This window comes from Bradyrhizobium monzae, assembly GCF_021458635.1.
In the GTDB taxonomy this organism is placed as follows: Bacteria; Pseudomonadota; Alphaproteobacteria; order Rhizobiales; family Xanthobacteraceae; genus Bradyrhizobium.
Genome location: NZ_JAIRDQ010000013.1, coordinates 41281 through 68247 on the forward strand (window position 1 = coordinate 41281; position 26967 = coordinate 68247).

Below are 26967 nucleotides of genomic sequence, written 5' to 3' on the forward strand. Positions count from 1 at the left end.
GAATCTAACGAAATGAACATTCAACTCAATGCCCGGTGGGATGCGACGCAAGTGCTTCGCGTCGAAAATCTCTCGAAGCAGTTCGAGATGCATCATCTGAAGCGAACGCTCTTTGCTTTCGAGAATATCGACTTTGAGCTTCATGAGGGGGAATTCATCCTGCTTAAAGGCGAAAACGGCGCCGGCAAGTCAACGCTGCTACGAACACTTTATAGATCTTACCTGCCTCGGGGAGGCCACATCTATTACCACACGAAGGAAGGCGTCATCGACCTTGCCGCCGCGGCCGACGTCGACATTGCCATTCTGCGGCGCAGGGAAATTGGTTTTGTAACGCAGTTCCTCAACGCCAGGCCGCGCGTCGCGGCGGAGGAGATCGTAGCCGAACCGCTTAGGTTTGCCGGGACGCCCCATGCTGAGGCTCTGGCTCAAGCTCGCCGTTCGCTGGCTGGCTTCGGCGTAAAGAGGGGGCTCTGGGCCGCCTATCCCTCGATGTTTTCCGGCGGCGAGCAGCAGAAGGTCAACCTTGCCCGCGCGCTGATCCTGCCGCAGCGGCTGCTGCTGCTCGACGAGCCGACTGCCTCGCTCGACCGCGACGCTCGCCGCGCGCTGGTCGATCGACTGGCGGAGCTTAAGGCGGCAGGTGTCGCGATGATCGGCGTCTTCCATCATCCTGAGGACGTGGTCGACCTGATCGACCGGGAGATCCATCTCAAGGCCATCAAGATCGAAGACGAGGCGGACCATGTGGCTGAATGATTTCGAGATCGTCCTCGAAGACCGCGTCATCGAACGGGGCGCTGTCCGAATCGAGGAGGGGCTAATAGCCGAAATCCGCGAAACTCCGGTTGCGGGTGCGGATGTCGAAGGTGCAGGCGGACTGCTGCTGCCTGGCTTTGTCGATATGCATGGTGATATGATTGAGAAGGAAGTCGAGCCACGTGCCAATGTGCGCATGCCGCTGGAGCTTGGCATCCACGACCTCGACAAGAAGCTCGCCTCCAGCGGCATTACGACGGCCTATGCGGCGCTCGCCTTTACTCCGGCGATCGACGGCCGGCTGCGTTCGGTCGAGCACACCACCGCGCTGATCGAGGCTTTGACATCCAAGCGTGACGAGTTGCTGGTCGACCACCGCGTTCACGCCCGCTTCGAGGTGACCTTCCCCTCGGCGATGAGCGTCGCCGAAAAGCTGATGGAGGGCGGTGCTCTCAATCTGATTTCCCTGATGGATCATACGCCTGGCCAGGGACAGTACCGCGACATCGAAATTCATGTCGCCAATATAGCCAAGGCACAAAAGATCAGTGAAACCCAGGCATCCGAACTCGTGAAGCAGCGCATCGCCGATCGCACCGAACGGGGCGACGCGATGCGCGTTATCTCCGGCCTTGCGAAGCTGGCGAGAGCACGTGGCGTTGCGATCGCATCCCATGACGATGATCGTCTCGAGAAGGTCTCGTTGATGCACGCGATCGGCGCTGCGATCAGCGAGTTTCCGATCACCATCGAAGCCGCGGTCGAGGCGCGACGGCTCGGTCTGGCAACCGCGATGGGCGCTCCCAATGCCCTGCGTGGCCTGTCCTATTCCGGTAATCTCTCGGCGCGCGATGCCTACAAGGCGGGGCTCTTGGATATCCTCGCCAGTGACTACCATCCTTCGGCCATTCTGCCGGCAGTGATTGCACTTGACGAAATGGGTGAAGGTGGGCTTGCGAAAGCAGTCGCTTTGGCGAGTGCCAATCCGGCCAAGGTACTGGGATTGCACGACCGCGGCGCGATCGCGGAGGGACTCCGGGCCGATCTCGTCATCGCTGAGCGTGGCAGCATGCCGCGCGTGCGCGCCACACTGCGCGGCGGCAGGTTGATCTATCTCGACACCGCTTTCTTCCGATGCCCTCCGTTCGTACCGTGCCTGAAGCTCGGGCGTCACGATGGCCGGGACAAATTCGGTCGCAGCCGCTCGCTCGACTGCACTGCGTTGTAGGGCGCTTTAGGTCCGTAGAGATGCCCTTTGGCAGAGCATAGCGCGTCGACGCGACAGGGCCGAGATAGCTATCGTGGGCGCCTCTATGTGAAGCGGACCGAATACGATTGGTCGATGCCTAACCAGCTTTCGTGCCGACGTGCGTGAGACTTGATTGATGATTAAGAGAGATGATCGATGTTTCAAGGAAAGCGATGGGAGTTTGTCAGAACGAAAATCGAGGAAAACATTGCCTCAAAGAGCTTTGCGCCGGGAGAAAAGCTGCCGAATGATGTCGATCTCGCCCGGCTGTACGGGGTCAACCGACATACGGTTCGATACGCCATCCGAGCGCTTGAAGAGAAGGGCATTCTCCGTGTGGAGCAGGGGAGAGGGACATTCGTGGTGGAAAACACGACGCCGTACCTGCTGTCCACCAACACGCGACTGACCGACAACCTCGTCGCTCACGGCCATTTGGCCCGCCGAAAAATGCTATCTTCGGAAACAATGGCTGCGGACGAACGCTTGGCAAAGCATCTTGATCTTGAGATCGGAGACGATGTGCTTTTCATCAGAACCTTGAGCATTCAAGACGAGATACCGATCGTGATCGCAAACAGCTACTTCCCAGCTCAACGCGTGCCTGGACTGTTGGACGAGTTTTCTGGCGCAAACTCGATTTCCAAGGCACTGAAGCGCGTCGGCGTCGCCTCCTATTCCCAGCAATGGGTACAAATCAACGCCAGAATGCCAACCGAGGAAGAAGCCCGCCTGCTCGGGATGTCTACCGCCACGCCGGTCTTCATCAAAGAAAATCTTGATCGCTCCGAGGGCGCACCGATCAAGTTCGGGGAGAACGTACTATGCGCCTCCAGGATCAACTTCTTTATTGATTTCAATGATCTTCGGATGAGGTGAGATCCATGGGCAGCCGTGCCCGACGGCGAGCTTCTGCAGGTACCGCCGCCGCAGGAAACCACTGGTTTCCCGCAACTCGTCAGTCGTTATGAAAGTGACCCCGAACGTCTTCAACATTTATCTAAGGAGTCGTCATGTCGGACCTCGGCGCCGAGAGTTTAAGTGGTCAAATCGTGAGACACATTCCCTTGTATCGGCAAAGAAGGAACTATACTTGCGGACCATCGTCGCTGATGATGGTTATGTCCGCGCTGGATGAGAGATACCAGCCGAATGTCAAAGCCGAGCTTGAGCTATGGCGGGAGGCAACGACTATCCATGGAGGTTGCGGGCCCGTTGGTCTCGCATTGGCGCTGAAACGACGCGGGTTCGCGGCGGTTGTTGTCGTGAGCCACGGTGGGGTGTTTCTTGAGGCTCGCGCTTCGCGAACGGAAGAGATAGAGGCGATTCGGATACTCCAGGAGCGAGATCTCGTCGAGGCCAATGAGCGTGGAGTCCACGTATATGTCGGAAATTACAGCCTGCATGATCTCTCGAACTGGATGGCAGAGGGATGGTATCCTGTCGTGATGATCAGCATTGAATTCGAAGGTAAGACCGTCACTCACTGGGTGGTGATCACCGGAGTTGATACCGATTACGTATTCTTCAATGATCCCCTGAAAGACCAAGCGCAGGGGGATGATGCCACCCGTGTCGACCACGCAACCTTTGCCGACATGAATGAGTTCGGACCGAAGCGCGAAAAAGCGGTCGTTCTTGCGGGCCTTCCTCAAATGGCAAACATTGAGCTCTCGCTTCCCAAGCTCAATCTCGACCATGAGCCGCTAAGTTGACAATGGCGGAAGGCGGCTGCTCGCCAGGGGCGCGCAAAGGCGAAGGTTGTGGCCGACCGGTATGAAGAACCATGGTGGTAATCCCTCCCGGCCGTCAGATGACAGTGGCCAGAGGTGTTCGTTGTCTTTCAAGTGACCGTCACGGGCGCGATCGCAGCGCGGCGCCCTGAAGCTCATTTGCTGGCTCCGAACACGCCACGGTTCGGGATTGTCGGTTTGCGACCACGATGATCCTTCGATCAGGTCGGCGCGGTCTCACAACCGGCGATCTTTGTGTCGCCGAGGCCAGCGCCTTGCATCGCCACGTAAAACAAACCGCAATGGATTAAGCCCCCTGAGAGCGCGCTACCGCCGGGCTAGGTGAGCGGCGTGTTTTTCCCTCGTGGTTCCCTTGATGCACGTTGCAAAAAGCGATGAGTGCGGCACCAGATCATGCAGCCGAGCCCGCGGTCTCACAAAGAAGACCAATCCAAGCGGCGCAGCGTAGAGAGAGAGAGCGCGCGCGGACGGCCGAAGAACTGGCCGCCGATAGGAGGGAGATCATATGCTTGAGCCGACCGATCAGCGGCGAGGTCAGAAGAAAAGCAAAAGCGCCCTCAAAGAAAACACGCTGCTCGACATGCTGGTCATCGTCCTGCAGTCGGGCGAGAAAGGTCGTCAGGGTGCGGTGGGCGCAAACAGCCAAGAAAAAGGGAATCGCGGTTCGGCGACGAAGGTCGTTGCGCGCGCCCATTGTATCGCCTCCTACAGACCCGAGGACTGTAATTGACGAAGGAAAATCTCAAGATTGCAAATCAACCAGAGTTGTCTTCCAAATGCATCGTTCGCGGCGCGAGAGCGCTCCCCATACCATCGTCGGAGGGCGCCGATATCGAGATAATCAGCGATGGCAGCAGATCCTCCGAAGATTAAGTCGCGAAACGGTGTCGAGCATTCGTTAGTCGCCCAATGGCCCAAGGGTAACGGAAACCCGAGCTTCTTCCTCGCGGTCACGCTGGTCGGAAGACGAGTTCTGTAAAGAGTACGTAGCGCAGACTTTGAGACGTCAAGTGTTTCGCTGAATTCCTGAATAGGCGCGAAGGCCGCTCGGACTGGCGACCAGGCGTCCTTCCAACGCAAGTGTTCTGAGGCAGGCATGCCAAGAGCTAGCGTAACGAGTCGATGATCTGTGAAAGGTACGCGCCCTTCGACGCCGGCGGCCATCGTCGTGTTGTCGACCATTTCGAGCAGCGCCGGTAGATGATGACGTACGAAGAACAGCCTGATGCGATCATCAGGAGTGGCGCCACCTGAATGATAGTCAATGCTCATCCAATTAAGCAACGCCGCATCATCCGCGAGCTCTGTTCTCCACGCGGATGTCGCCAGTTGCAGCTTCTCGGATTGGGCGAAGTAGGTGTATCGCGAGAGAAAAAAGTCGAACTCCTTCGTTTCGGCCTTGGGTAGGCCGAAGCGCCGGCGCGCCGGGCAGGCAATGACGTCTGGCAAGGCGGACAAGAACGCTTGGCGTTGTAGGTCAAATGGCAGTCTGAAAATTCGGCTATACCCAGAGAATATCTCGTCGGCGCCCTCGCCGGTAAGAAGTACTTTGTGCGAGTGCGCGGCCGCCTGAGCGAGTAAATACATCGCCCCTTCATTGTGCATGCCGATTGGGTGACCTCGTAACGCGGTGAGGCGTTGGATGGTGTCAAGGCTCGTCGCGTCGGGCAGCTGTACCAAAACATGCGGTAGCTTGAGAGACTCCGCCACTTCGATCGCATAGCGACTTTCGTCGTACGCGTCACCAGCTACCATTCCGGTGAAACATGTCGGCTTTTGTGCAGAGCGCCTGGAGAGCTCGAAAGCCAAGACGCTGGAGTCCAGCCCGCCGGAAAGCAGCGCTGCGACGGGAGTGTCGGCCACCAGATGCTCTTCTACGGCACTGCCGATCAGGGCGTCCAGCGAGGAGCACGGGTCCTTGTTGTCTGAGCGAGCGGGATCCCACCACCGCGCATGCTCGTGCGATTGGGCGGTTATCTTTAGCCAAGTGCCGGGTTGCAGCTTACGAACGTCCGTAAAAAGAGTCCTCTCACCGAAGACGGCACGAAAAGAAAGAAAACTGGACAGTCCAACCGGATCGAGCTTCGAGCGAACCCCAGGCCAATGGAGAAGAGCCGACGGTTGTGAAGCAAAAACGAATCCGCGGTTCGTTTGAGCGTAATATAGCGGCTTAATTCCAAGCCGATCTCTGACAAGGAATGCTGTTCCGCTCCTTTTGTCGTAGATTGCGAATGCGAACATTCCCCGTAGACGTTCGAGGCAATCAATGCCCCAACAAGCGAATGCCTTGCATATGACCTCCGTGTCGGACTCAGTACGAAACCGGTACCCGCGTTGCAGCAAGTCGCGCCTCACGTCACGGTAGTTGTAGATCTCCCCGTTGTACGTGATTGCGATGTCCAATTGCTGATCAAGGAAGGGTTGATTCGACCGATGGTTTAGGTCGATTATGGCAAGCCTTTGATGCGCAAAAGCAAAGGATGGAGTCACATAAACACCATTCGCGTCCGGTCCTCGATGGGCAAGCGTCTGAATGCAACGAGCGATCTCACGCTCGGTCGCCGCCTCGTCAGTGACCCGTCCGACAAATCCGAAAATTGCGCACAAAGGCCCGTCCTCCTACCCCGAGCTGATTGCCTGATCCCCGGCCTTGCAGTCTCGCTCGCATGTTGGGATGGCTCGACTTGTCATAAAAAGTGGCTGCCCTGCCAAGGTCGTGCTGAAGAGGAGCGCGGCGTTCTGATGGTAATCTCGGTCGACAGTCGCCTAAGGTTCCCTCCGAAGCAGGATCTCCGGCAATCCCGGAGTCAGCTGCGAGTCCGCCGCCACGTTCAAAGCTGTGCCTGGCGCGCAGCTACGCCGAAGGATCGTTCGCACCTCGTTTGCCAGAACCCTTTGAACGAGCCACTTCGGAGGCGTGAAACGCGGTGGGAGGTATAATGCACGATACAGCCGCTCGAGTTGTTCGGCGTCGCGCGGAACATCCGCCGATTCCAGGAGTTCGGCGATCTTCCGCGTGGTGTAGAAGCGAGGCTCGCGCTTATGCTCAGCTATCAGCGACGCTTGCGATCGCGGGACAAAGGATCCGTCCAACAAGCGCAGCCATACCTCGCAGAAGAGCGCGTAGCCATAAAGTTGCGCCCTGGTGTCTAGGGAGAGAGCTGTCTCTGAAGGCAAGACGGGGAACCGCATCTCGCCGATGATGTCCCCCGTATCGGCCCGCTCCGCGAGGTAGTGGATGGTCACTCCGAAGCTCTCGGCCCCGTTAAGGATCGCATGAGTCCGGGCAAAGCTGCCACGATATTCAGGCAGTGGAGCCGGATGCAGGTTGATTCCCCCTCGATCAAACCGCGCAAGGGTGTGGGCCGGAAAAATCTTATTCCACAACACGCTTACGAGAAAGCCCCCGTAACGGGAAACGTCGTCCATTGACTCGAGATAGGGTATTCCGTAGCGGTCGGCGATCTGCCATAGCTCCTCGCTGGTTTCGTGGCTCCACCACGTTTGTTCGTTCCGGGGGGGACCGAGAATTGCGGAGACGAGGTCTTTGCCGCAGGTCTCGATGATAAACACAATGCAGCGGCTTGCGAGCCCCCGGGTGCCAGCAAACACGAGCCCGTTACTTACAGTCGACATGTCTTACCTCTGGGCCTTCTACGCCGCGACGTTATGCTCGGATGCCACTGGTTATCAGCAGTCCGGCGGACCCGATGATCGCAATTGCGATCGTAAGCACATGAACGAGAGTGCCTGAGGCTTTGATCTTGAGCGGTGCAATGTGGAGCAACGACAACGGTAGAAAGATAGCCGGAAGAACGACACTTAATTCAAGTGGTGCGACGATGCGGTGGATCAGAAATATGGCCGCGAGCACTGGCAAGTCGTAGGATAGAGGTAGACCGGTTGAATAACCCTCATCGCTCAGGCCAAAATAGTCAAAATACGCGAGACGGAGAGCTCCGATCAATAACAGGTACGCCGCGAACACCCCTGACGCAGCAAAATCCATGACCGATGCAATCACGATTGCCGGTATGACTGATCCAAAGATGAGGTCCGAGAATCCATCTAGGGATTTTCCGATGGCCTTCGCGGCCATCGTACGGTTCTTTGCGCGCCGGGCGATTGCGCCGTCCACGTCATCGGCAATTATCGCCCAGAGCCCGAGGGCTATACCCGCCTCGTAGTTTCCTCTAACGGCCAGCCCTATCCCCGCACCAGAACATAGTATCCCAAGTGCCGTAACGCTATTGGCGCGGTCAGATAGGTACGCGATCATTGAGTGCCTCGACGTTCTGGCCTCTGCGGAGAGAAGCGCACGCTATTTCCTGCGACAATCTGAATGCTCTGCATTGCTGCAGGCGAGGAGCCGGCGCATCGATCAGAGCTGGTGTGTCGACAACAGAGTGTATGCGACCTTGCATGCCGAACTCCTAGCCGGCGCGCTCGGCCTGCCAAACGTTCATCCGTCTGCTGGTGACACGTCTCTGTCGTCCGGATCAATTACTGGAGTTGGTAGTTGACCGGCTCGCAAAACGTTGCATCTCCCTATTGGATTGACGTAGCACGCCTGCTGACGATTTCCGATCCGCAGGCGGCAAGACGCTGCTCAAGGAGTGCGTCGCCGCCTGGCATGCACGATGACGGTGTAAGAATCGCCAACCTCGACCCGTTTTGAGTGGATCCAGTGACTGCAGTGCCTCGGATATACGGCTGCGCCAGGGTTTCCAATAGATGATCGGCCCGAGGCTGAAGGCGACACCTTTGCCTGTGAGCGGACCCACCGAGATGAAGATCACGCCCTTGCGCAAGAAGAGTCGCGGGGACTGACGCCAATCCGCTCCCAACGCTCCGCCAACGCCGGCTGCAGGGCGATGTATTGAGCATGGTCGAACGCAATCAGAGTATTAAAACCTGCGGTATAACCCGGCGAACTTCAGTGTCGGTCGCGAGGTCCGCGATCTTGGCCGCCGGCTCTTGGTCAGTTCTCATCAGACATTATAGCCGCCTCGAAGCGCTGACGCGTGGAAACTGCAAGCCGGCCGAGTCCAAAGTGTTCCTGCATGCCGCGGATCAACTCTTCATCCTCCTCAAGGCCCTCGGCACGAAGAAAATCGCCAAGGCCCGCCAATTCGGACAGCGGCACATCGCCGTGCTCGCGACCGCCGCCGCCGCGGTAGGGCGACTTAGCGCTGGGCGCCGTGTTTTGCGGCCAAATGATCTCTCGATCGCCGTCTCGGCTTGTGGGGAAGCGGTCTCGACCAAGCGCTGCCCGGATGATCCGCTGCACCGTTTCGCCCGAACGTTGGAAGCCGTGTGCGCGTGCGACGCGGTCGATTAGAACGTCGAAATAGATCGGTCCTTCGATTTCGATCACATGGTCAATCATATTGCGGAGATTGCCCCGGTAGCCAACGTCGTAGAAGCGCTCTCGGTCGGGGGCCACGACTGTGCTGGGGTCAGCCTTCGTGTACATCCTCGGCATTGCGGCAGGGTCAGCGGCAGCCGGCCCTGGTCCGCGCGCGTAGATCCTCGGCTCCTCGTCAGGCTCGCTCTCGTTTGCGGGTGCAGGGAGAAGCGGCTGCGAGCACGGAGGATCGTCCTCGGCGGAAGGAGCCGGGTCCGCCTGCTCGTCAGACGGTGTAATCTCCGCTGTTTCCAAGGCATCCTGAGCACTGACCGACATTTCCCCCATAACCGGAAGCGCACCAAAATCGGTGACCTCTTCCGGGGAGGTGGCAGATGGGCGTGACGCGCGGTCCGCTTCGAGATCGGCTGTCAGCCGCGTATGGATCTTTTCTGCAGCCGAGGAGCTGTCCATCCACCATTCGGTGCTCCAGATGCGCAAGATGCGCCAACCGAGGTCCGTCAGGACCATCTCGCGGAGCCGGTCGCGATCCCGGGCGGTAGCCGAGCGGTGATAGGTAGCGCCGTCGCATTCGATGCCAGCGAGATAGCGGCCCGGAAAGTCCGGGTGCACGACGCCGAGGTCGACTCGGAAGAACGAAACGCCTACTTGTGGATGGACTTCCCACCCCCGCTTTTGCAGCGCGTCCATCACGGCATCCTCGAACGGCGAATCCGTTCCGCGACCGGTCGGCGAGAACGCCTCGGCGATGGCGCGCGCGCCGTACTCGGCGAATTCCAGAAAGTGCTTGAAGTCGACCACGCCTTTGGCCCTGGTGCGCCCTAGGTCAATCTGCTCGGGGCGGAGTGTCGCGAACACCAAAAGCTCGCTGCGTGCACGGGTGATCGCGACATTGAGTCGGCGGTGGCCACCCTCGCCGTTGAGCGAGGAGATTTGCGCGGTAACTCGGCCGGTCTTATCGGGACCGACGGCGACCGAAAAGATGATGACGTCGCGCTCGTCGCCCTGCACGTTCTCGATGTTCTTGACCAGAATCGGCTCGCGAGTTTGGTTCTTGTCGAAATGGGACTCCAGGGCGAGATCGCTGCGTCGGGCCTGATCGAGCATATTTTCGATCAGGCGCTGCTGGTCGCCGTTGAAAGTGACGACCCCGATCGATTTTGACGATGTCTTCAGGCGCCGGACAACCTCGGCGACGACCGCTTCGGCTTCCTTCCGGTTTACCTTGGCACCGCCGCGTTCGTAGATGCCGCCCTCGACATGCACGTAGCGAACCGCGGTGTCGCGGGTCACCGGAGACGGAAAGGTCATCAGTTCACCGCGGTAGTATTTTGCGTTCGAAAACGCGATCAAGCTCTCGTGGCGGCTGCGGTAGTGCCACGACAGTCGCATGCTTGGGATGTTCGAGGCGAGACATTCGTCCAGTATGCTCTGCTGGCTCTGGACTGTTGAACCGTCGTCGTCCTCATCGTCGACGCCGCGCTGGCCGACGCTGGTTGGCGGAAGCTGCTCAGGGTCGCCGACGATGATCACTTGGCTGCCGCGAGCGATGGCGCCGATGGCGTCCCAAACGGGAATTTGCGAAGCTTCGTCAAAGATCACGACGTCGAACGGTTTCGCTTCCGCCGGAAGGTATTGCGCGATCGAAAGCGGGCTCATCATGATGCAGGGCGCAAGCTGGGTCATGACGTTCGGAATCTTCCCGAAGAGCTGGCGCAGCGGTATGTGGCGGGCCTTCTTGTTGATCTCACGCGCTAGCGTCCCCCATTCCGGGTCCTTGCCGAAATTGGTCTGTGTCGGCACGGAGGCGCCAATCCGCGCCTTGACGATCTGCCTGGCGAGCTCGCAGACCTTCTGGTCGGCGGCGACGAAGGCATCGATGAGGGCCTCATGCCTCTCGGCCAGGAACCCGCTCAGCACCTCGTCCTCGTTCACGATGGTCTCCGCGACCCAACGCGCGTAAGCAAAGTCGAACGCGCCGGCGAGCTCGTCGCGAGTAACTCGGCCGTCCTCAACGGCGTCCACGAGCGGCGAAAGTCCGGCCGCGCGCGCAGTTTTTGCAGCTGCCCGCCATGTCGCCCATTGCGGAGCCTTGATGATGTTGGCCTTCCACCGTGCCGTGCGTTCCTGCAACTCGTTGATCCAGCCGGGCTCCAGCTGGATGATCTCTTCAGGGCGATCGAGGCCGATATACGTGCCAACATCCTTGGCCGCCTGATGCATGGCCGGGAAAGCCTGCTGCATGGTGTCAAACGCCCTGCGTACCTGACCCCCGGGACGAAAGCGTGAGATGTCCTGAGTGAGGAGGGCGGTGATGTGTGCGGCTATCTGTTCTGGTGGCACGTCGTCGATCTCGAAGCCGTCGACGGCAGCTTGCAGGTCTTGAGCCCATTTGATGAGCGCTGCGATGCGCGCCGGGTCGCTATCCAATCCCCGCCACAACCGCTCGATACCGCGGAAATGCGGCCTCAGTGCTTCCAGTCCGCGAATCAGATCGCAAAGATCTTGCAAGACGATGAGGTCACGCCCGATCTCGTCTGGCACATCGCCCGGGCAGTACGGCTGCAGATGAACACGTATCTTTTTCTTGCGGCCGCCGCGCACCAGCATGTTGGATGCGCAAGCCTCGGTCCATTCCCGCTGCAGGACCGGTAGGTCGAGCAGCGCTGCCGCCTTGAGGTCGTATTCGGCCGACAATTCGGACGCCTTGTCGCGGATGCGGCCAACCACGTCGGCCAGGGCGGTCAGCGCACGGATACGATGGTGAGCCTCTTCGCCGAACAGCAGCGCACCGTCTGCGGCGTCCGGGTTCAGCATCAGCGCAACCAACTTGACGAGTTGCGGCAACGAGCTGTCGTCGACCACCTCGTTCAGTCCAAGCGAGGTGACGAGCGCGTCCGCCGCCGCGCGCATTTGCTGCAGCGTGTTCTGCAGCCGATCGATCGCCTGCTGCAAGGATTGCGCCCAGGCCGGATTCCAGCGAGTATGCTCGATACCCTGCAACGGATGGACAGACGGGTCTCCGACCGCCTCCAATGCGGTGCGGATGTCCGCGCAGCTCTCACGCATCCTGGCGAGCTGCTCCGGCGAATGCACTGTTCCATCGGGCCATGCCAGTTCGATGTCGGCGAGGCGGTCGCGATCTGCGACCACGCGTCCGAAAGCCTCGTAGGCCGTCATGCCGTTCGCGCGCCTGCGGTGCAGCGCCAAGACCAGCCTGTTCAACTGATCGCGCTTCTTCTTCAGGTCGCCGGCGGCCGTCGACCAGTGCTCTTCGGTCACCAGATTGCGCTCGCGCCAGGCGGTCGCGAGTTGCTCAAGCACGCTGGACTTCTGGGCCTTGGTCGAGTGCACTTCGAGACAATAGTTGCCGAGTCCGATGGCCTGCATGCGCTGCCTGACGACCTCGAGCGCTGCAGTTTTCTGTGAGACGAACAGCACCGTCTTCTGGTGGGCAAGGCAGTTCGTGATGGCGTTGGCGATGGTCTGGCTCTTGCCAGTGCCGGGAGGGCCGAAGAGAACGTAGTCCGCGCCCCGCTGGGCGGCGACCACGGCAGCGATCTGCGAGGAATCGGCCGAGAGCGGCGCGAACAGTTCAGCCGGCTCGACGATTTCGTCGATGGTTCGCGCGTCGATGAAGCCCGCTCCGGATCCCTCATAGCTGTGGGTCGGGGTATCGATCAGGTGGCGCACCACGGGATTGCGCTTGAGCAGATCGGTGCGGTCGACGAGGTCCTTCCACATCAGATACTTGGTGAAGGAGAGTGTCGAGAGCGTAACCTGCTCGGTGACCTCCCAGCCCTTGATGCTCTTGATGTGGCGGCGGACGGTCTTCCAGATCCCGGCGACGTCGATGCCCGAGGCGTCCTGCGGCAATTCTCCATCGAACTCCGGCATCGACAGATCGAAATCCTGCTTTAGCATCTGCAGGAGTGTCGGATTGAAGCGCGCTTCGTCTTCGTGCAGCGCGAGGCGGAAACCAGAGCGCACGCTTTTGCGCTCGAGCTGCACGGGTACCAGGATCAGCGGCGCTCTGTAGGGCCCGGACCCGTCCTGCGGCGTCCATTTCAAGAAGCCGAGGCAGAGATAGAGGATGTTCGCGCCACCCTCCTCGAAGGCGAGTCGCGATGCCCGGTAGAGATCGGTGAGCCGGTTTTCCAGCTCGATGTCGGCGACGTTTGTGTGCAGGTCGCCTCGTTTCATCGCGTCCAGGATGAAGTCCTTGCGTGCGTCCTCATTCTGGCGGTCGGCAAGCAGCGTCGTATCGCGCCCGTCGCTGCCGTCGAGCACCGTGGTCCTGCCCAGCAGTTTGAAACGTTCGCCATCGGAGAGCCTGTCCTCGAGCATCGCGCAATCGGGGCACTCGATTGCGATGGTCGATTTTGCATCCTTGAAATTGAGCAGCCGGTTCTTCAGCGAGAGGTCGAGAAGGTTGCGCTTCCAGATCTCGAGCCTGTCGAGGTTCTTTTCGGGGGCCGGCTCGCGACGCTTGTCGAGATCCTCTTCGAAATGCGGAGCTTCGCCCACTTCCTGCGCGATCGCCGCAGTGTCGGTGACGGGCCGGATTGCCGGTTCGGCCGAGCCCGACAGGTCGAGAGGACGGATCTTGGCACTTCGCGCCCGACGTACGTCGATGGCGAGTTCGAATGGTGAGGCGGCGTCCTCAGCAATCAATTTCTTGGCCGCTTCGACCGCCTGCTTGAAGCGCGCCGGGTGCGCACCCGTGAGCAGGGTTGTCTCGACCACGACCATTTCTTCCAGTTGCACGCGCTTGCGCAACATCTGGGGATCGTCGACGACGAGGCCGGAGAAATCCTCGTCCACCAGCCAGATGCCGACAAATGCATGGCCGTCGGTGAGGGCAACGACAGGGTTGAGGCCCGCTTGTTCGAGGCACGACGCGTACAGCAGCGTCAGGTCGAGACAGGTGCCGACCTTGCGCGAAAGAATTTCGCTGGGGCCACGGACCATCTGGCCAGAACGTTCGAAGCTTTTCGGCGGCAAGACGTAGGCGATCGAATGTGACACCAGCGCAGCCCAGATCGCCTCGGCGATCTCCCAGGCGCGAGCCTTGGTCCCCTTGCGGTACCCATCCAGGGCCTCGTCACGACCGGCGGATGCAAGTTTGTTGGAGGCTTCGCGCAGGATGACATCGATGCTGGGATCGGTCGGCCGGACGAAGGCCGCCAGCAGTTCGGGCGCTGAATTGACGCCGCCCCAGTGCGAGGGTGGCAACAGATTGATTTCGACGGTTTGATCGCCAAGCACGGTCCCCGCCGCTTCGACCCGGATGCGAAGTTCGCCGCGCCGAGAGGCGTTGATGCCAGCGAGAAAGGCAGGATCAAGCTTCAGATCAAGACTGCGAATATGGTGGACAGTTTGGTCCGCAATACGATCGATGCGCCAAACCCCGGGGGTGAGAAATGGCGGTTCCGACGTAAGATGGATCGAAACTCCCGTTAGATCGCTACCCAGCGCGTTTTCGACCGCGAGATCCCGGATGATGGGCACGGCATTCTGATAGAACGCGACGTTGACGTTATCAGCGGCGGTGCAAGCGATTTTTATGGCTCCGCTCACCGCGTTCTCACATTGGATCCGCTCCAGCATGATTTGCCCTCAGAATACCCCATGCAACTCGTGTTCGCCCGGCACCAGACGTGCTTGAGAGCAGCGCTGGTGTGGTCCGATCACGAACTGCTTCGTTTATGGGAGGCGTCGGATATTCTACACGACGGGTCAAATGGATAGGTCAAACAACCCGATTGCACTATGTCGTACAGCGATCTGGCCCTAACGGGCCGAATCTCCCAAACAAGCCAATGCCCCCACATACTCTTTTGACGCGATTATAAGTGGATTGCTCGCCCAGTTCGAGCATATTCACAGGGCTGATCCCTGGAAAGATCGAATAATATTGGCGCTTAGATCGAGCGTGCCGAAAGCTCCAGCCGTGCATAAGAAGCTCGCTCACCTCTAGTATCTGACACTCCTATCCAAAAAGAGGTCACGATTGCCGCCGGGGCGGTGTGACCGTCAAATTGATGGATATGACGTAGGGTCTTCCGGGCCCCGGACTGGCCAGCCGCAGATAGGGATGAGCACCCTGCGAGACTTGCCGTCCTTTCTTACCCCGCCTTGCGACCGGGGTCGCTCTCATTCTCCAACAGTGGCATGTCCAGACTTGGGATGTCCGGCATAGCCTTGCCGGCTATGGCCTGAAGATCTCCCACCATACCCACGGTGGAGTCGATGACAGCCAATATCTGGGTTTCCCGCTTGGCCCACTGTCGGCCCATGAATTTGCGCTCTTTGTCGAGATCTTCCCGCATGTCGTTGAACTTCTCGACCACGGCTTCGACGCGCTGCCTGAACTTGGTGCCCGTCAGATAGTGATAAACCTCCTCCATCTTGGATTTTTGACCCTGCTGGACGAGTCGCGAACCGCTGATGTCAATGAGCGCCTGACGGAGAGCGACGGCAACCGGCAGTGCACAGCGGGGGTGCGTCACCCACACGCCGTCGACGAGGTCGAAATGCTCGACTTGCTTGGGAAGTGTTTGCGATACTATGAGAGCAACATCAGCCCCACACCGGCGTTGATCGTCCCGAAGCTTGCCGAGCCATCCGTCGCTCCAAGCTTTGGTACGCTTCGATTCCCAGAGAATAATGCCCGCCGGCTGTCCAAGCGACCCGTTGACTTGCTGAACCACGTCAGCGCCAAGCTCACCTTTTCCGACTGGCTCGACCAGGTCAGTCGGAAAACGACCGCGCAGAAGCCCTTCGAGTTCAAGTTCCAGGACCTCGCCCTGTGACTGCTGCGATCCCTGCTCGGCCTTACGCTTCAACTCCTCGATCGTTCGGGACATCGACTCGATCGTCTGATCTTTCTCCGCGACCCGCAGCCGGGCCGCCTCGTCAGCCTCTTGCTTGGCCTTTGTCTGGATCTGATCGACCGAGGCCTGGACCCGTTTCTCAACTGTTAAGTCCAACTCTCGCTTCTCCTCGTCGAGAGCCCGCTGCCTCCGCATGAGTTCAGCCTGTGCCTGCTGCGCCTCAGCCAGCTTGACGTTGTTGGCGTCAAGCACCAACCGAAGCTCCGTCGCTTCGTCTGTTCGGGCCTGCACCTCGGCCGCCGCCGCGTCCCGGGCCTTCTTGGCTTCCGCAGCGACGAGCCGGCTGCGTTCCGCGGCCAATCTTTGCGTCACTTGGTCTTCGACCTGCTCGCGATCCTTTTCGAGCTGTTCGCGCTCCCCTCGAAGGGCTTCCGCCTTACGTGCGATTTCCGCATCCTTGTTGGCCAGCTGTTCCTGAAACTTCTGACGTGTTTCCGCGAGAAGGGGCGCGGCAAGCGATTCCGTCAACCGAATCTCGTGATTGCAATTCGGGCAATGAAGGGTGGGTTCATGTGCGGCACCAGCCGCGGTCGCGTTGAATGTCATGAACTCTCCCGTTCCGTGGCACCAAGCCGCAATAGCCGTGATCCAGCCAGCTTCGTTAGGCTTGCGATATGCCTTAGCGCTATTTCAACGCTCCGGTCGAACGCCGTCGGCATGTGCGGCGGCTTTTCCACTGAAACCAACTTGAAATCCGCTCGAAGCAGCTTTGACAGGCGGGTTGCTCCATCTCAATCAGCTTGACGCTTTCAGTCCGCGTTATCTCTCGCCCCGCCACTAGCGGCTACAGCTGGACAACGAGGACCGCTTTCAATCGATGTTTTTCGGCGTGTGATAGGCCTAGATCGGCGAAAAACGGTGCCGGAGCCCATGCTATCGTTTCAGCACCTTTGTTATGCTCATCACACTCTCGCTTTTTGCGTTGTGGATGGTCTCGGCGTCGCCCGCGCGCCACCGACCGACGCAATGCGTCGCTGCGGGTGGGCAACCTCGCTGGCGGAATCTTCTGGAATGCGTGCGCGACGTACAGAACGACCTCTAGGTCCTTTGTGTAGACAGTGCGGTAGGTATCAAGGTCAAGATTGTCGCGAATCGGACGTTCACCACGTGCGCTTCAAACAAAGGATCTCCGATCTCGCTTCGTACGGTCGCAGAAAAAAGCCGGCAGGCCCTTCTTGCTCGAGCCCGCAAAATCCCCTGGGCTCATCGCTGCGGATCAATCAGGGCACCATAGTGATACGCTTGGAAGCGTATCGACGACTTTCATCGGAGAACGGGAAGGGCGGCTTGACAACCCAAACGACGCCCCCTTCCATTGCTGCTATCAATAGTTTTGCATTGCCTGATATACAATTGCCCTGGAGTACGAATGACTGGCGATAGCGATCTGTTTGGATGGTGCGTCGCACGCCCCCGCTGGCAGCAAGAGGCCATACGTCTTCTGACCACCAAGCCGAAGTTGGACGAGGACGAACTTGGCGCACTCGAGGCCGCTATCAGAATCGAAGCCGGAGTCCTCGACGGCACACCTCCGACGTGGGCCGACCTCACCAAAGCCAGCCTGAAAGCGGGCAACAAGTTTGCGCCCGTCACTGTTCTCGGCTCGATTGGACCGCTTCGCAACATTGATCGATTGGCTACAGATCAGCCGCCACTGAAGTTTGCGATTAATGGCCTGACGCTCATCTACGGCCCGAACGGTTCCGGCAAAAGCGGCTATTGTCGTATTGCCAAGAAAATCTGCCACTGTCTGCACGATGTGACCCTGCGAGGAAACATATTTGAGCCCGAATCGCTCGACCCGCGGGAGATCACGCTCACCTTCAAAGTCGACGGTGACAAGGAGAAGCGTACGGTTGTCTGGAACGATCAAAGCGCTCCTCCACCCGAACTGGCCAGAATTTCAGTGTTCGATAGCGATGCGGCCGGCCTGTACGTGGATGCTGAACGCAACATCGAATTCTTACCTTTCGAACTCGCGCTGCTGACGAATCTGGCTGAAGCCCTGCGTACGCTGGACGCTCGCTTTCGGGCGGAGGAGGCGCAGCTCAACAAATCGCACCAAGCGGCTCTTCCGCTGGGCTATATGGAAAACACCAAAGTATCGGCCATGATCGCCACGTTAAAGGCAAATCAACCGCTGCCCAGCGAAGCCAGCATGCGAGCGCTGGCGACCTGGGACGAAGAGGACGAGGCCGAATTGCTCGAGCTTAAGCTGGAGCTCAGCAAGGATCCGATCTTTCTGTCGAAAGTAAAGGAAGCGACCAGATCAACGGTCGACACATTGGTTCACGAGGCAAACACGATCTTCGATACCATCGGAAACTCCGGCATAGAGACACTGAAAGAAGCGCGACGGCAGGCGACTGCATCACGCGATGCTGCCAAGGCGGCCGCAATCGGCCTGGCAGAGGAGTCAGCAGTCCCGCAGCTAGGCAGTGAGACATGGCGCCTGATGCTGATGTACGCGCGCGACTTCGCCGCCGAAGCGTATCCGGCCCTGAACCCGCCCCAGTTGGTTACCGCGGGGGCCTGTGTGCTGTGCCACCAGCCTCTCGATGCGCGGGCGCGTGCCCGCCTGGCTGCGTTCGATGAATATGTCGAAGGTCGCGCCAGTGCGGACGCCGAGAAAGCAAAACACCGTTTTGCGGAGATTGCTCGGGCCATCCTCGATCTGAAGGTCGTCGATGCTCAGGAAGTCACGACGAGGCTTGTCAACTTCGTAGAAGGACACGGCCACCGCCAAGCTTTGGCGGAAAGGTTGAAGGGGTTCTACGACTCCTGCCGCGCGCGCCACGCTGTGCTGGTAACGGCCATCCAGGCGCTCGATTACGAGAGCCTCGACGATCTGGTGGATATCGACAGGTCCGTGGTCGACGAGCTTCTGTGCGAAGTGCCTGCTCTTCAGATGGAAATCGAAGAACTAAAGCCGAATGCAGGTGAGGCTGATAAGCGCCTGCAGCGCAAGCAGCAGGTCTGCGAGCTGGAGGCGCGGAAGAAACTTTCGGCCGACATCGAAACATTTGTGGCACGGCGAAACTCGTTGGAGCTGCTTATGAAGACCAAGGCGTGCACGGCGGCCTGCTCTGTCGCCGGCATCACAGCCCAGATTACCCGCCTGAGAAGAAAGGTTCTTACGCCCTCCCTAAAAGCCAGTCTTCAGGATGAGATCACCGCTCTCGACCTTGAGCATTTGCCCCTGAAACTCGCTGATCGGGGCGAGGTCGGCAAGAGCAAGGTTCATATCGGACTAGAAGCCCAGCAGAAGATAGCAAAGAACAGCGATATCTTGAGTGAGGGCGAGAAGCGGGCTCTAGCTTTGGCAGGCTTCCTTGCTGAATTAAAGGAACTCGGTTCGAAGCACGGGATCGTGGTCGATGATCCGGTATCGTCGCTCGATCATGCCCGGATGGAGGCGGTCGCGAAACGTCTGGTGAAAGAGGCCGCAGCGGGGCGCCAGGTTATTGTCTTCACGCACAATCTGTTCTTTCACTACACGGTGCTCGAAGCCGCGCGCGAAATGAAGGTCGGCGTGCGGGAGGAATGGATCGCCAAGTATGGTGATGGGCGATTCGGCATCATCGACGATAAGCAGCAACCGTGGATTTCCATGAGTGTCACCAAGCGGATATCAATCATTGATGGCCTGCTTCAGAGCGCGAAGGAGACGTATTCCGAAGCTGACGAAGCAAAGCGCTCGTTTGTGACGGACGTCTACACCAAGATGCGCGAGACGTGGGAGCATACTGTTGAGGAAATCCTCTTCGCCGGGGTCGTAGGACGGTTCCGGCCAAATGTTGCAACTCTGAGACTGAGGGCTGCCCATGTGGACAAAACGGACTACGAGGCGGTGCTCGCTGGAATGACGCGATGCTCGAAGTTCTCGGGCCATGACCAGTCAGTCGGAGTGCCGGCCGGTCTTCCAAAGTTCGCGGATATTAAGGCCGACCTCGACAAGCTCAGCTCCTTCGTTTCCGCTGCGAACGCTCGTCGGAAAACGCTCGAAAAGGAAGGGCACGCCTACGAGGAAGGCCCCGTGGCGGCTGACGTCCTCGACTAGTCATCTTTGCGGAAGGCCACGCCCCTACTGCGGGATTGCAACGGCGCCCGGAGCTGCAGTTTCAGGGATAGTCGTGCAAGCTTATTTGCGGTGTACACCGGTTAAAAAAGCGATGGCCAACTTGGACATAAGCGAACTTGTCAAGGATTGCGGCGGGTTAGACAAACTCGTGGCCGAGCTGCACGAAACCGGCGAAGGCATCTCCCGCCGAAAACGGCAAATGCTGCCTAGAACCCACTGGGAATAGGGCTGCATCGCTCGGACGCGGCCTCCTAAAACAAATTGTTAGAAAACTTAAGCCTCTTGCATTCTACGGCAATCTCGCCGGAGGTAGCGGACCTGTTGCCGGGCTCGGCCCGACGCTAGCGCAAGAGCTCGAAGATCGAGCCCTTCCATCGCTCAGTGTGTGCACGCCCGCAGCAACGAGCGCACATGAGGCGCATGTTGCGCGTCTTGCGTCCGCGGCCATCGAATAGACAACCAGTAGTACGCAGCAGGTTTCCCGGTAGCTCTTCATTGCTTGTTCGATCGGCGTTTCGGCAATTTCCGCTCGCGAACGGAAATAGCTATAAAGACTTTACACCCAGATCCGCCGCGAGGAGGCTTGGCTTTGGAAAAAGCTCCATTGATCCATCGCTACAACGCAAATGATAGGCCGATGAATCCGGTGCCAGCAAATAGAACAAAGGAGATATGAGAGCTCAGCATCTTGGTGGCGTCACCCAGAATCTTCAACATGAAAGGCGCGAAAGAGACGGGGAGGTCGCGCCAGAGCGCAACTGCAAGATCCTGCGCTCGTTGTGCTACTTTCGGCGACATTGCGTTTGTCAATGACGGCTAAGTATCTCGCTGGCGCTGCCTTGTCGCTCTTCGAAATGGTGCGCTCGTGAAACGGTTGCGTTCGTCTAAGCACAATAGCCGCACCTCAACTATTGATGGATGCAACTGGGCCCGGGCCGACGCTTAATTTCCGCGCTCCGGTGGATTTTTTCGACGGATTTCACCATCTGGTCGGAGCACAGAAAGACTGATCGAAGACATTCTGGCGGTATCCGTCCCCAATCATAATTCGGAACAGCTAGGCACGATTCACGCAAGTTGTGTTATCCGTTTTCACTTTCCAACGTTGCGAACTTCCCGCTAGACTGCCAAAAGGAGCATTGGGGTGATCGAGGGGGTTCGTTGCGTCATGACCTTGGAGAAGTTGATTGAAGCGGACATCGATCCATATCGGCGCAAAGAACTAGAAGTCTCGGGTTGGATCTGCGTCAACATCGATCGGCAAAAGCGGAATGTCGTAAACCGGCCGTCGTTACTACGCCAAGTATTGCGACAGCAACTGTGGCCATCAACCCGGCCGGTCTGGTTCGGCATATCGTCGGTGGATGTCTCTTTTCCGAGCCGACGGGACGACGCAAGGTTACGTGTGACGTCGAACTGACGTTGTCCGTTCTAGATCGATCGAAATTCGGATCAGTGCAAGCGAGCAATGCGCTCGGCTATCTGGCCAGCCTGGACCTCGACCCAATTTCTGCCGTCAAGATACTCGTCGACATCGCGGCGGCAGAGGTTCAGCGGAGGTTAAGGAATGAAACGATCCACGACTTTGACAGAGTCGTCCTGCCTCGGTTCCGGGATGAAGTAGTCGAGTACTTTGCACGGATAGACCTGCACGCTGACGCGACCATCGAATGGGAGAACTATGGCGAGCGTCCCGCATTCGATATGGATGAAATCGTCGCGCCGTTCCGCATTCCCGGTGTGGCGCGCCGTCTCGAAACAAGATTGCACTGTGAGGTTGTCCCCGATCCTCGATTTAACGCAGTCATCGCCTGCTTGCAGCCCGACAAAGCAATCCTGACGCGCGTAGTAAACGAAGCTGTAGCGACGTTTTTCGACGATGCTACGCTATTTGACCGTATTCTCCGCGATCGCCGTGCCGTTGAGAAGGCCAGCGAAAGCTTCATCAATGATCGTCTCAGGCATTACGGACATCAGTTGCGTGGCTTTGCTTTGCCCGAACCGCGCGGTCTGCCGGACAGGCCAGCGAACCAGATTGAGGTCGAGGTCGAGACCCCGATTCAACTCAGTGATAGCGAGCAGCCGGTTCCGCTCCGGCACACCGCGCAACTAGTCCTAGCGGATTTCAGCAAATTCGTCGGCGAAAGCCTCGATCGGACGGTCGATCCTAAGGATTACGCCATTAAGGCGATTAAGGGCGCCGCAGCGAAAAAGCTGCAGGGCAAAACGTTCGTTGACCTGATTCAGGCCTTCGTGCTCGATCCGTTGAATGTCGAACGTAACAAGGAAGAGCCGAAGCTCCCGCTGGGCAAGGAATTCAATACGGAGATCAAGGACAAGCTCGCGGCGATCGGATATGATATCTATCACCTTGTGACCGCGCCGAAAGCAAAGCTGGTCGAACTCCTTATCCAGGCGCCGAATATCACGCTTACAAAGAAAGAATACCAACTCAAGGGTGGATCGCAGGTCAGCGTCACCATCAGCTTCAGCGGCAGCGTCACGAGTCTCGATCAAATCCGGGGCCGAATGACGCTCGAGACCGATCCGATCGCCGATATGCAAACTGATCTGCCAGGGACAGTTCAAACGGTGCTCGGTGATGTGAATCCCTTCAACTACGACACCGGAATGCCAATCGGCGAAAATGGCGAAAACTGGATGAAGAGGTTGGAAGGCGAGATCAAGAAGCGGCTGGAGGACGCTTATGGATTCCGTATTCACAGCATTCAAATTAATGGACAAGAGAGCGTGCCGCGATCGTATCTGCGCGCGCTACAGGCAGGAGGTGGGCATAGTTTCACCATCAATAACCTGGCGCAGAGCGCGGGCGGCCAACTGGGTGGTCTGGTGCTGCGAGCCACCTATGTGGTCAAGGAGCCGCGTTATACCGATGCCATCGCACAGGGAAATGAGCCCAGCACCTACGAGCGCTATATTGAAACGAGCCTCTATGCGTTCGACGTTACCGAGGTCCACGGTCGGATTGAGGCGGCCGTCGTCAGTCAGTTGAATCAGCTTCTCAGCAGGATGAATCGGGACCAAATCCAGACGCTTCTTGCGACCGGACGAAACGGACCGAACGCGGAGATGCGGGGATATTATCAAAGCTTAGTGCAGCGAGCTGAGACATTCGTTGCAAAAACCTTCGGGCTGATTGTCGAGCTCGAAATTGCAGTGAACGACGATGATCCGCTGGGAATGAAATCAATTGCGGCCAATAGCTATCTCGAAAATTTCAAGGATCTCTTAGCCCTCGCCAACGACTTGCAGCGGACGCGGAACGACGCAGCTCGGGTGGCTCTGACGCAGTATCATACCGCTTTGTTGAAATTCGATCCCGTTACGAGTGACGAGAAAGATAAGCAGGCGCTCGACCTGTTGAAAGAACGCGCGCAAACGCTCGCAACGGAGGCCACTCTTGATCAGGGTGACGGGCCGGGACATGGAACATTGACCTTTCCAGGTTCTGCTTCGCCGGCTTTGCTGTCCGAGGTCTTTGGCTCGAAGGAAGGAGACGATCGCAAGCAACTTTCACAACATGCGTCGGCGTGGCGAGCCGATGGAGACATCGTTGATCAGCAGCCGTCGTGAACAGAGCTGGCTCGCCTCAGAGCCCACTCCGTCGAGAACTGTTAGGCTCTTACTGGAGGACAGGAAGACATGATTGACGCTATTATTTCAGCTCTGGCTTCAGGTGCGGCGTCCGAGGCGAGCAAAGAACTGGTCAAGCGGATCGGGGTTGGTCTCGGGATGCTGCTGAAGACGAGGGACGCTCCCGCCCATGCAACGGCGGCTGCGGAAAAGCTTGAACGCAGTGAAATTGATCGTGACGGGCTGCGCTACGCGCTCTCACTGCTCACTGAGCGGGAACTCGCCCCCATCGCCACCGAGGCGCAAAAGCTACCCAAGGGCGGAGATATCACCGCGAATCTCAATTTTCAGGGAGCAACAATCAACTCATCGTCAATTATCGGCCTCTCGATCGGATCCCGGAGAGACTGACGCAAGGTTCTAGGACCGACAGGAAAGACACAAGGGTTTTTGAGAATGCAACCGGCGGAAGCGCCCAAAGAGATGGAGGCTCCGGCGAACGCTGCAGCGGCGGCGCCCGCGGTCGACCCCAAGCCGGAACTAGCTGCGGGCGCATCTTTGCCATCGCAAGGCGCCGACGAGGGCTTAGCCAATCCAACCCCGTCCCAGGCCCCGCAAGCAGCAATTGCCGGCGGACCGGTGCCCCCGAGCGAGCCACAGACGTTCGTAAACACGCTGAGTGTGAATGCCAATTTTGAAAAGGCAAAGCTCGAAGGTTCCGAGATCAATTTCATAAAAGCGGTACTGAATGCCGGAGCGCGTAACATATCCGATTTGATTGAAATCGGCGTGAAACCTCATGTCGAATGTCGCGTCGACCTGGTAGTTTGCAATCGCCTTCGTCAACGAGCCTTCCATAAGCCATTTCCGGAAGCGGGCCTCGTCGTTATTGAATATCCAAACGACGATGTGCTCGGTGTCGTGCGAGCTTCGGCGCTTTCTGCTGTACGGCTCGACAGTGCCGGCTCCGGCAACGACGTGCACCGGGTTGATGTAATATTCCGGGAAGAGCGCCGTAACTGGATTGCGAAGGCGATTGAAAAAACAATCACCGAGTTGGCTGAGAAGGCGGTGACGGTTGGACTACTCTATCCCCTCACCGGATCAGACTTCTACGAAGACTTCATGCGGTCCGACGATCAGATCCGTCACCTAGGCGAAGCTTGCAGGCAGACGAATATCCTGTTGATTGTCTTCCTCGAGGAGCGGCCAGCGCTTCCGGGGGCGACGACAGGTCGCCGCGACAGTGATGTGCGTATCTGTGTGCGCCTCGAGACAGCTCTCGCCGCAACCTTCGATAGGGAAGAAACTTGGGTCGAAGACTTGAGACGAAGACTGGTTGCCGGCGGCACGGGTGCTGAGTTGAGCTATGTTGAACTCAAAAGTGCTTGCGAGGCTGCACTTAGATTCACGAACCTCAAGCAATATACGGAATCGCTGCGCAATGATGCCGATGCCTCAGCCAACTTTCTGCTCAAGGTCATGACGGAACAATTGGGCGAAAACGTTGATCATGTGTTCGACCTGGTTGCACTGTTTCTCGCGGCCTACATTCCTGGCCTCGGTTTGTCCGATTTTGAAAGATTGGCAAATGCGATCATCGCGACGCTACCTTTACCGCCTCCTGTAACAGGCACCGCCGTGCCCGTAGCCCGGCCGAGATGGACGCCAGCACGCTTGCAACGGCTGCGGACTGAAGGGATCGTGCAGTTGAAGACAGGGGCCGAAGGAATGCGTCAGGTATTCTGCGCATCTCCGGCGATTGCCGCCCGGCTGAGAGCGGAATTCGATGACGAGCACGTCACGCTCGCAGGGCTGCGGCGTGCGTTGGTACCCAGTACGTTGTTTGTCGAGAAGCAACTTTCGACTGACCAAATCGAATGCTGGACCGCGCTAATGACGGTGGCGCAGAGAGATGACGCCAGTACGGATGCTATAGCAGGATTCGCAAAGACATTTGGCGATGACGGTATTCGGCTGCCCTCGCGAGAGCGCGGCCATCGAGCCGGACTGGCATTAACAAGTTTTTGGCTGAACCCGCAGCAGGATGAGAGCCGCGGACCGGCTACGGATTTTGTCCGAGCTTTGCTCAAGCAGGCCGGTCCTGAAGTCGCATTTCAAGCGCTTCGCTCTTGCAGCCGCAACGCGTCGAATCCAATTGCCATCAATGCCCTGAAAAGCTGGACCCATCGAATTCTCCAGACGGGACAGTCCATACCGGAAACGCTGACATACGCTTATGTACGTGATCTGCTCTCAACCCCAACTGTGGAACGTCGACAGAAATTTGTTGTGCAGCTTGTGGAGTGGATCGGGACGGACGATGAACCGGACGCGCTGAGCAAGGTACTCCGCGACAGCATTGCAAACGCTCTATGGGCGCCGCTTGTGACCGCTGCCGCCAACGCCTCCGATATTCCGACCGTCGGAACGTTACCAATTTTCGGCGGCCTTCCTGCCGAAACCTGTTCGAAGCTGTTGGCCTGCCTCATAACCGAGGCGCCTGTTCGGATCATCGACTCGAATGTCCGTGAGGCTTTTGCAGCCACATCCAGGCCGAACATTGACGAACCCCAAAGCTGGCTGGAAATGCCACCGGGCCGGATTGTAGCCTTTCTCTTCGCCATGTGGCGGGAATGGCTAGCTGCTGGCGATGCGTCGGCGCAGGCTGAAGGCGATGCTTGGCTCCAAACCATCCTTCGAGAACTCCGCCAGGATCGTAGGCACCGTCGATATTTGCTTCAATCTGTGACGGAACTCTTGGCTCTCTTTCGCGACCACAGGCAAAGAGAAGTGGACAAGGCTGTGCAGCAGACCTACCTGCGACTTATCCAGCAGCTTCTATGGGTGCGTGCGGCTTCGGCATGAGCAGACGATGAGACATGTCGGTAACTCGTCCACATGGGGCTTTCTTGGAGGTCGGAGAACATGAGCTATGAGCCGGAGAGCAGACAGACTGCTTCGTCAGAATTCCGAACGCGGCTGCAGACGATCGGTGCGGAGCTTGAGAGTCAGACCAGACAATTTGCGTATGTGACGCGTCTCGACTTTCTCATTCAGTTTTGCGTGGTCGCGGCGATCTTCGTGATCATCATGACGTTGCTTGGCAATCCCTGGGTCGGCATTTTCTTGCTGGCAATCGTCTCAAGCGTACTCGTCGCACTGCGCTGGATCCAGGTGCATGGTGTGCTGACCGCGATCGACAAGATTAAAGAGATTTTGCGGTAGCCGAGCCGTTCGGTGAAGGAATAGCCGAAGCTTATCAG

At 58.3% G+C, this 26967-nt stretch carries 15 protein-coding genes; 10 read left to right on the forward strand and 5 right to left on the reverse strand.

What is annotated here, in order from left to right:
* Positions 1–12: 12 nt before the first annotated feature.
* The 5 genes from K3F49_RS33305 (at position 13) to K3F49_RS33325 (ending at position 4492) form a co-directional block, all read left to right on the forward strand.
* Complete coding sequence (locus K3F49_RS33305; protein WP_234685119.1) at positions 13–759, forward strand: ATP-binding cassette domain-containing protein; 747 nt, start codon at positions 13–15, stop codon at positions 757–759.
* Positions 746–1987: an alpha-D-ribose 1-methylphosphonate 5-triphosphate diphosphatase gene (locus K3F49_RS33310; protein ID WP_234685120.1), complete on the forward strand. Its 1242-nt coding sequence runs from the start codon at positions 746–748 to the stop codon at positions 1985–1987. The genes K3F49_RS33305 and K3F49_RS33310 overlap by 14 nt, the downstream gene beginning before the upstream one ends.
* Before the next feature lie 177 nt (positions 1988–2164).
* Complete coding sequence (phnF, locus tag K3F49_RS33315) at positions 2165–2887, forward strand: phosphonate metabolism transcriptional regulator PhnF (RefSeq protein ID WP_234685121.1); 723 nt, start codon at positions 2165–2167, stop codon at positions 2885–2887.
* A 134-nt stretch (positions 2888–3021) separates the two neighbouring features.
* Complete coding sequence (locus tag K3F49_RS33320; RefSeq protein ID WP_234685122.1) at positions 3022–3723, forward strand: peptidase C39 family protein; 702 nt, start codon at positions 3022–3024, stop codon at positions 3721–3723.
* Between the two features lie 544 nt (positions 3724–4267).
* On the forward strand, positions 4268–4492 hold the full coding sequence (locus tag K3F49_RS33325; protein ID WP_234685123.1) for a hypothetical protein: 225 nt from the start codon (positions 4268–4270) through the stop codon (positions 4490–4492).
* On the opposite strand, the gene asnB is transcribed toward K3F49_RS33325, so the two are convergent.
* The 5 genes from asnB to K3F49_RS33350 all read right to left on the reverse strand — a co-directional run bounded on the left by asnB (position 4468) and on the right by K3F49_RS33350 (position 16572).
* On the reverse strand, positions 4468–6369 hold the full coding sequence (asnB, locus tag K3F49_RS33330) for an asparagine synthase (glutamine-hydrolyzing) (protein ID WP_234685124.1): 1902 nt from the start codon (positions 6367–6369) through the stop codon (positions 4468–4470). The genes K3F49_RS33325 and asnB overlap by 25 nt on opposite strands.
* 159 nt (positions 6370–6528) lie before the next feature.
* Entirely contained in the window at positions 6529–7398 is an 870-nt protein-coding gene (locus tag K3F49_RS33335; RefSeq protein WP_234685125.1) for a formyltransferase family protein, read from the reverse strand.
* A 31-nt stretch (positions 7399–7429) separates the two neighbouring features.
* Complete coding sequence (locus K3F49_RS33340; protein ID WP_234685126.1) at positions 7430–8041, reverse strand: CDP-alcohol phosphatidyltransferase family protein; 612 nt, start codon at positions 8039–8041, stop codon at positions 7430–7432.
* Positions 8042–8743: 702 nt separating this feature from the next.
* On the reverse strand, positions 8744–14740 hold the full coding sequence (locus tag K3F49_RS33345) for a DUF3320 domain-containing protein (protein ID WP_234685127.1): 5997 nt from the start codon (positions 14738–14740) through the stop codon (positions 8744–8746).
* Between the two features lie 518 nt (positions 14741–15258).
* Positions 15259–16572, reverse strand: coding sequence for a DUF2130 domain-containing protein (locus K3F49_RS33350; RefSeq protein WP_234685128.1), 1314 nt, complete (start codon positions 16570–16572; stop codon positions 15259–15261).
* A gap of 823 nt (positions 16573–17395) precedes the next feature.
* Here K3F49_RS33350 and K3F49_RS33355 point away from each other — a divergent pair.
* The 5 genes from K3F49_RS33355 to K3F49_RS33375 all read left to right on the forward strand — a co-directional run bounded on the left by K3F49_RS33355 (position 17396) and on the right by K3F49_RS33375 (position 26929).
* Entirely contained in the window at positions 17396–20086 is a 2691-nt protein-coding gene (locus K3F49_RS33355) for an AAA family ATPase (RefSeq protein WP_234685129.1), read from the forward strand.
* A gap of 1257 nt (positions 20087–21343) precedes the next feature.
* On the forward strand, positions 21344–23701 hold the full coding sequence (locus K3F49_RS33360) for a hypothetical protein (protein ID WP_234685130.1): 2358 nt from the start codon (positions 21344–21346) through the stop codon (positions 23699–23701).
* Positions 23702–23770: 69 nt separating this feature from the next.
* Complete coding sequence (locus K3F49_RS33365; protein WP_234685131.1) at positions 23771–24112, forward strand: hypothetical protein; 342 nt, start codon at positions 23771–23773, stop codon at positions 24110–24112.
* 45 nt (positions 24113–24157) lie between these two features.
* Positions 24158–26569 (forward strand): hypothetical protein, encoded by a 2412-nt coding sequence (locus K3F49_RS33370; RefSeq protein WP_234685132.1) that lies wholly within the window; start codon positions 24158–24160, stop codon positions 26567–26569.
* 60 nt (positions 26570–26629) lie between these two features.
* Positions 26630–26929: a hypothetical protein gene (locus K3F49_RS33375; RefSeq protein ID WP_234685133.1), complete on the forward strand. Its 300-nt coding sequence runs from the start codon at positions 26630–26632 to the stop codon at positions 26927–26929.
* Positions 26930–26967: the final 38 nt, after the last annotated feature.

Bases quoted from the DNA above. Each gene is read 5' to 3' on its own strand.
- K3F49_RS33305 (WP_234685119.1), top strand. From the start codon at position 13: ATGAACATTCAACTCAATGCCCGGTGGGATGCGACGCAAGTGCTTCGC.
- K3F49_RS33310 (WP_234685120.1), top strand. From the start codon at position 746: ATGTGGCTGAATGATTTCGAGATCGTCCTCGAAGACCGCGTCATCGAA.
- phnF (WP_234685121.1), top strand. From the start codon at position 2,165: ATGTTTCAAGGAAAGCGATGGGAGTTTGTCAGAACGAAAATCGAGGAA.
- K3F49_RS33320 (WP_234685122.1), top strand. From the start codon at position 3,022: ATGTCGGACCTCGGCGCCGAGAGTTTAAGTGGTCAAATCGTGAGACAC.
- K3F49_RS33325 (WP_234685123.1), top strand. From the start codon at position 4,268: ATGCTTGAGCCGACCGATCAGCGGCGAGGTCAGAAGAAAAGCAAAAGC.
- K3F49_RS33335 (WP_234685125.1), bottom strand. From the start codon at position 7,398: ATGTCGACTGTAAGTAACGGGCTCGTGTTTGCTGGCACCCGGGGGCTC.
- K3F49_RS33340 (WP_234685126.1), bottom strand. From the start codon at position 8,041: ATGATCGCGTACCTATCTGACCGCGCCAATAGCGTTACGGCACTTGGG.
- K3F49_RS33345 (WP_234685127.1), bottom strand. From the start codon at position 14,740: ATGCTGGAGCGGATCCAATGTGAGAACGCGGTGAGCGGAGCCATAAAA.
- K3F49_RS33350 (WP_234685128.1), bottom strand. From the start codon at position 16,572: ATGACATTCAACGCGACCGCGGCTGGTGCCGCACATGAACCCACCCTT.
- K3F49_RS33355 (WP_234685129.1), top strand. From the start codon at position 17,396: ATGACTGGCGATAGCGATCTGTTTGGATGGTGCGTCGCACGCCCCCGC.
- K3F49_RS33365 (WP_234685131.1), top strand. From the start codon at position 23,771: ATGATTGACGCTATTATTTCAGCTCTGGCTTCAGGTGCGGCGTCCGAG.
- K3F49_RS33370 (WP_234685132.1), top strand. From the start codon at position 24,158: ATGCAACCGGCGGAAGCGCCCAAAGAGATGGAGGCTCCGGCGAACGCT.
- K3F49_RS33375 (WP_234685133.1), top strand. From the start codon at position 26,630: ATGAGCTATGAGCCGGAGAGCAGACAGACTGCTTCGTCAGAATTCCGA.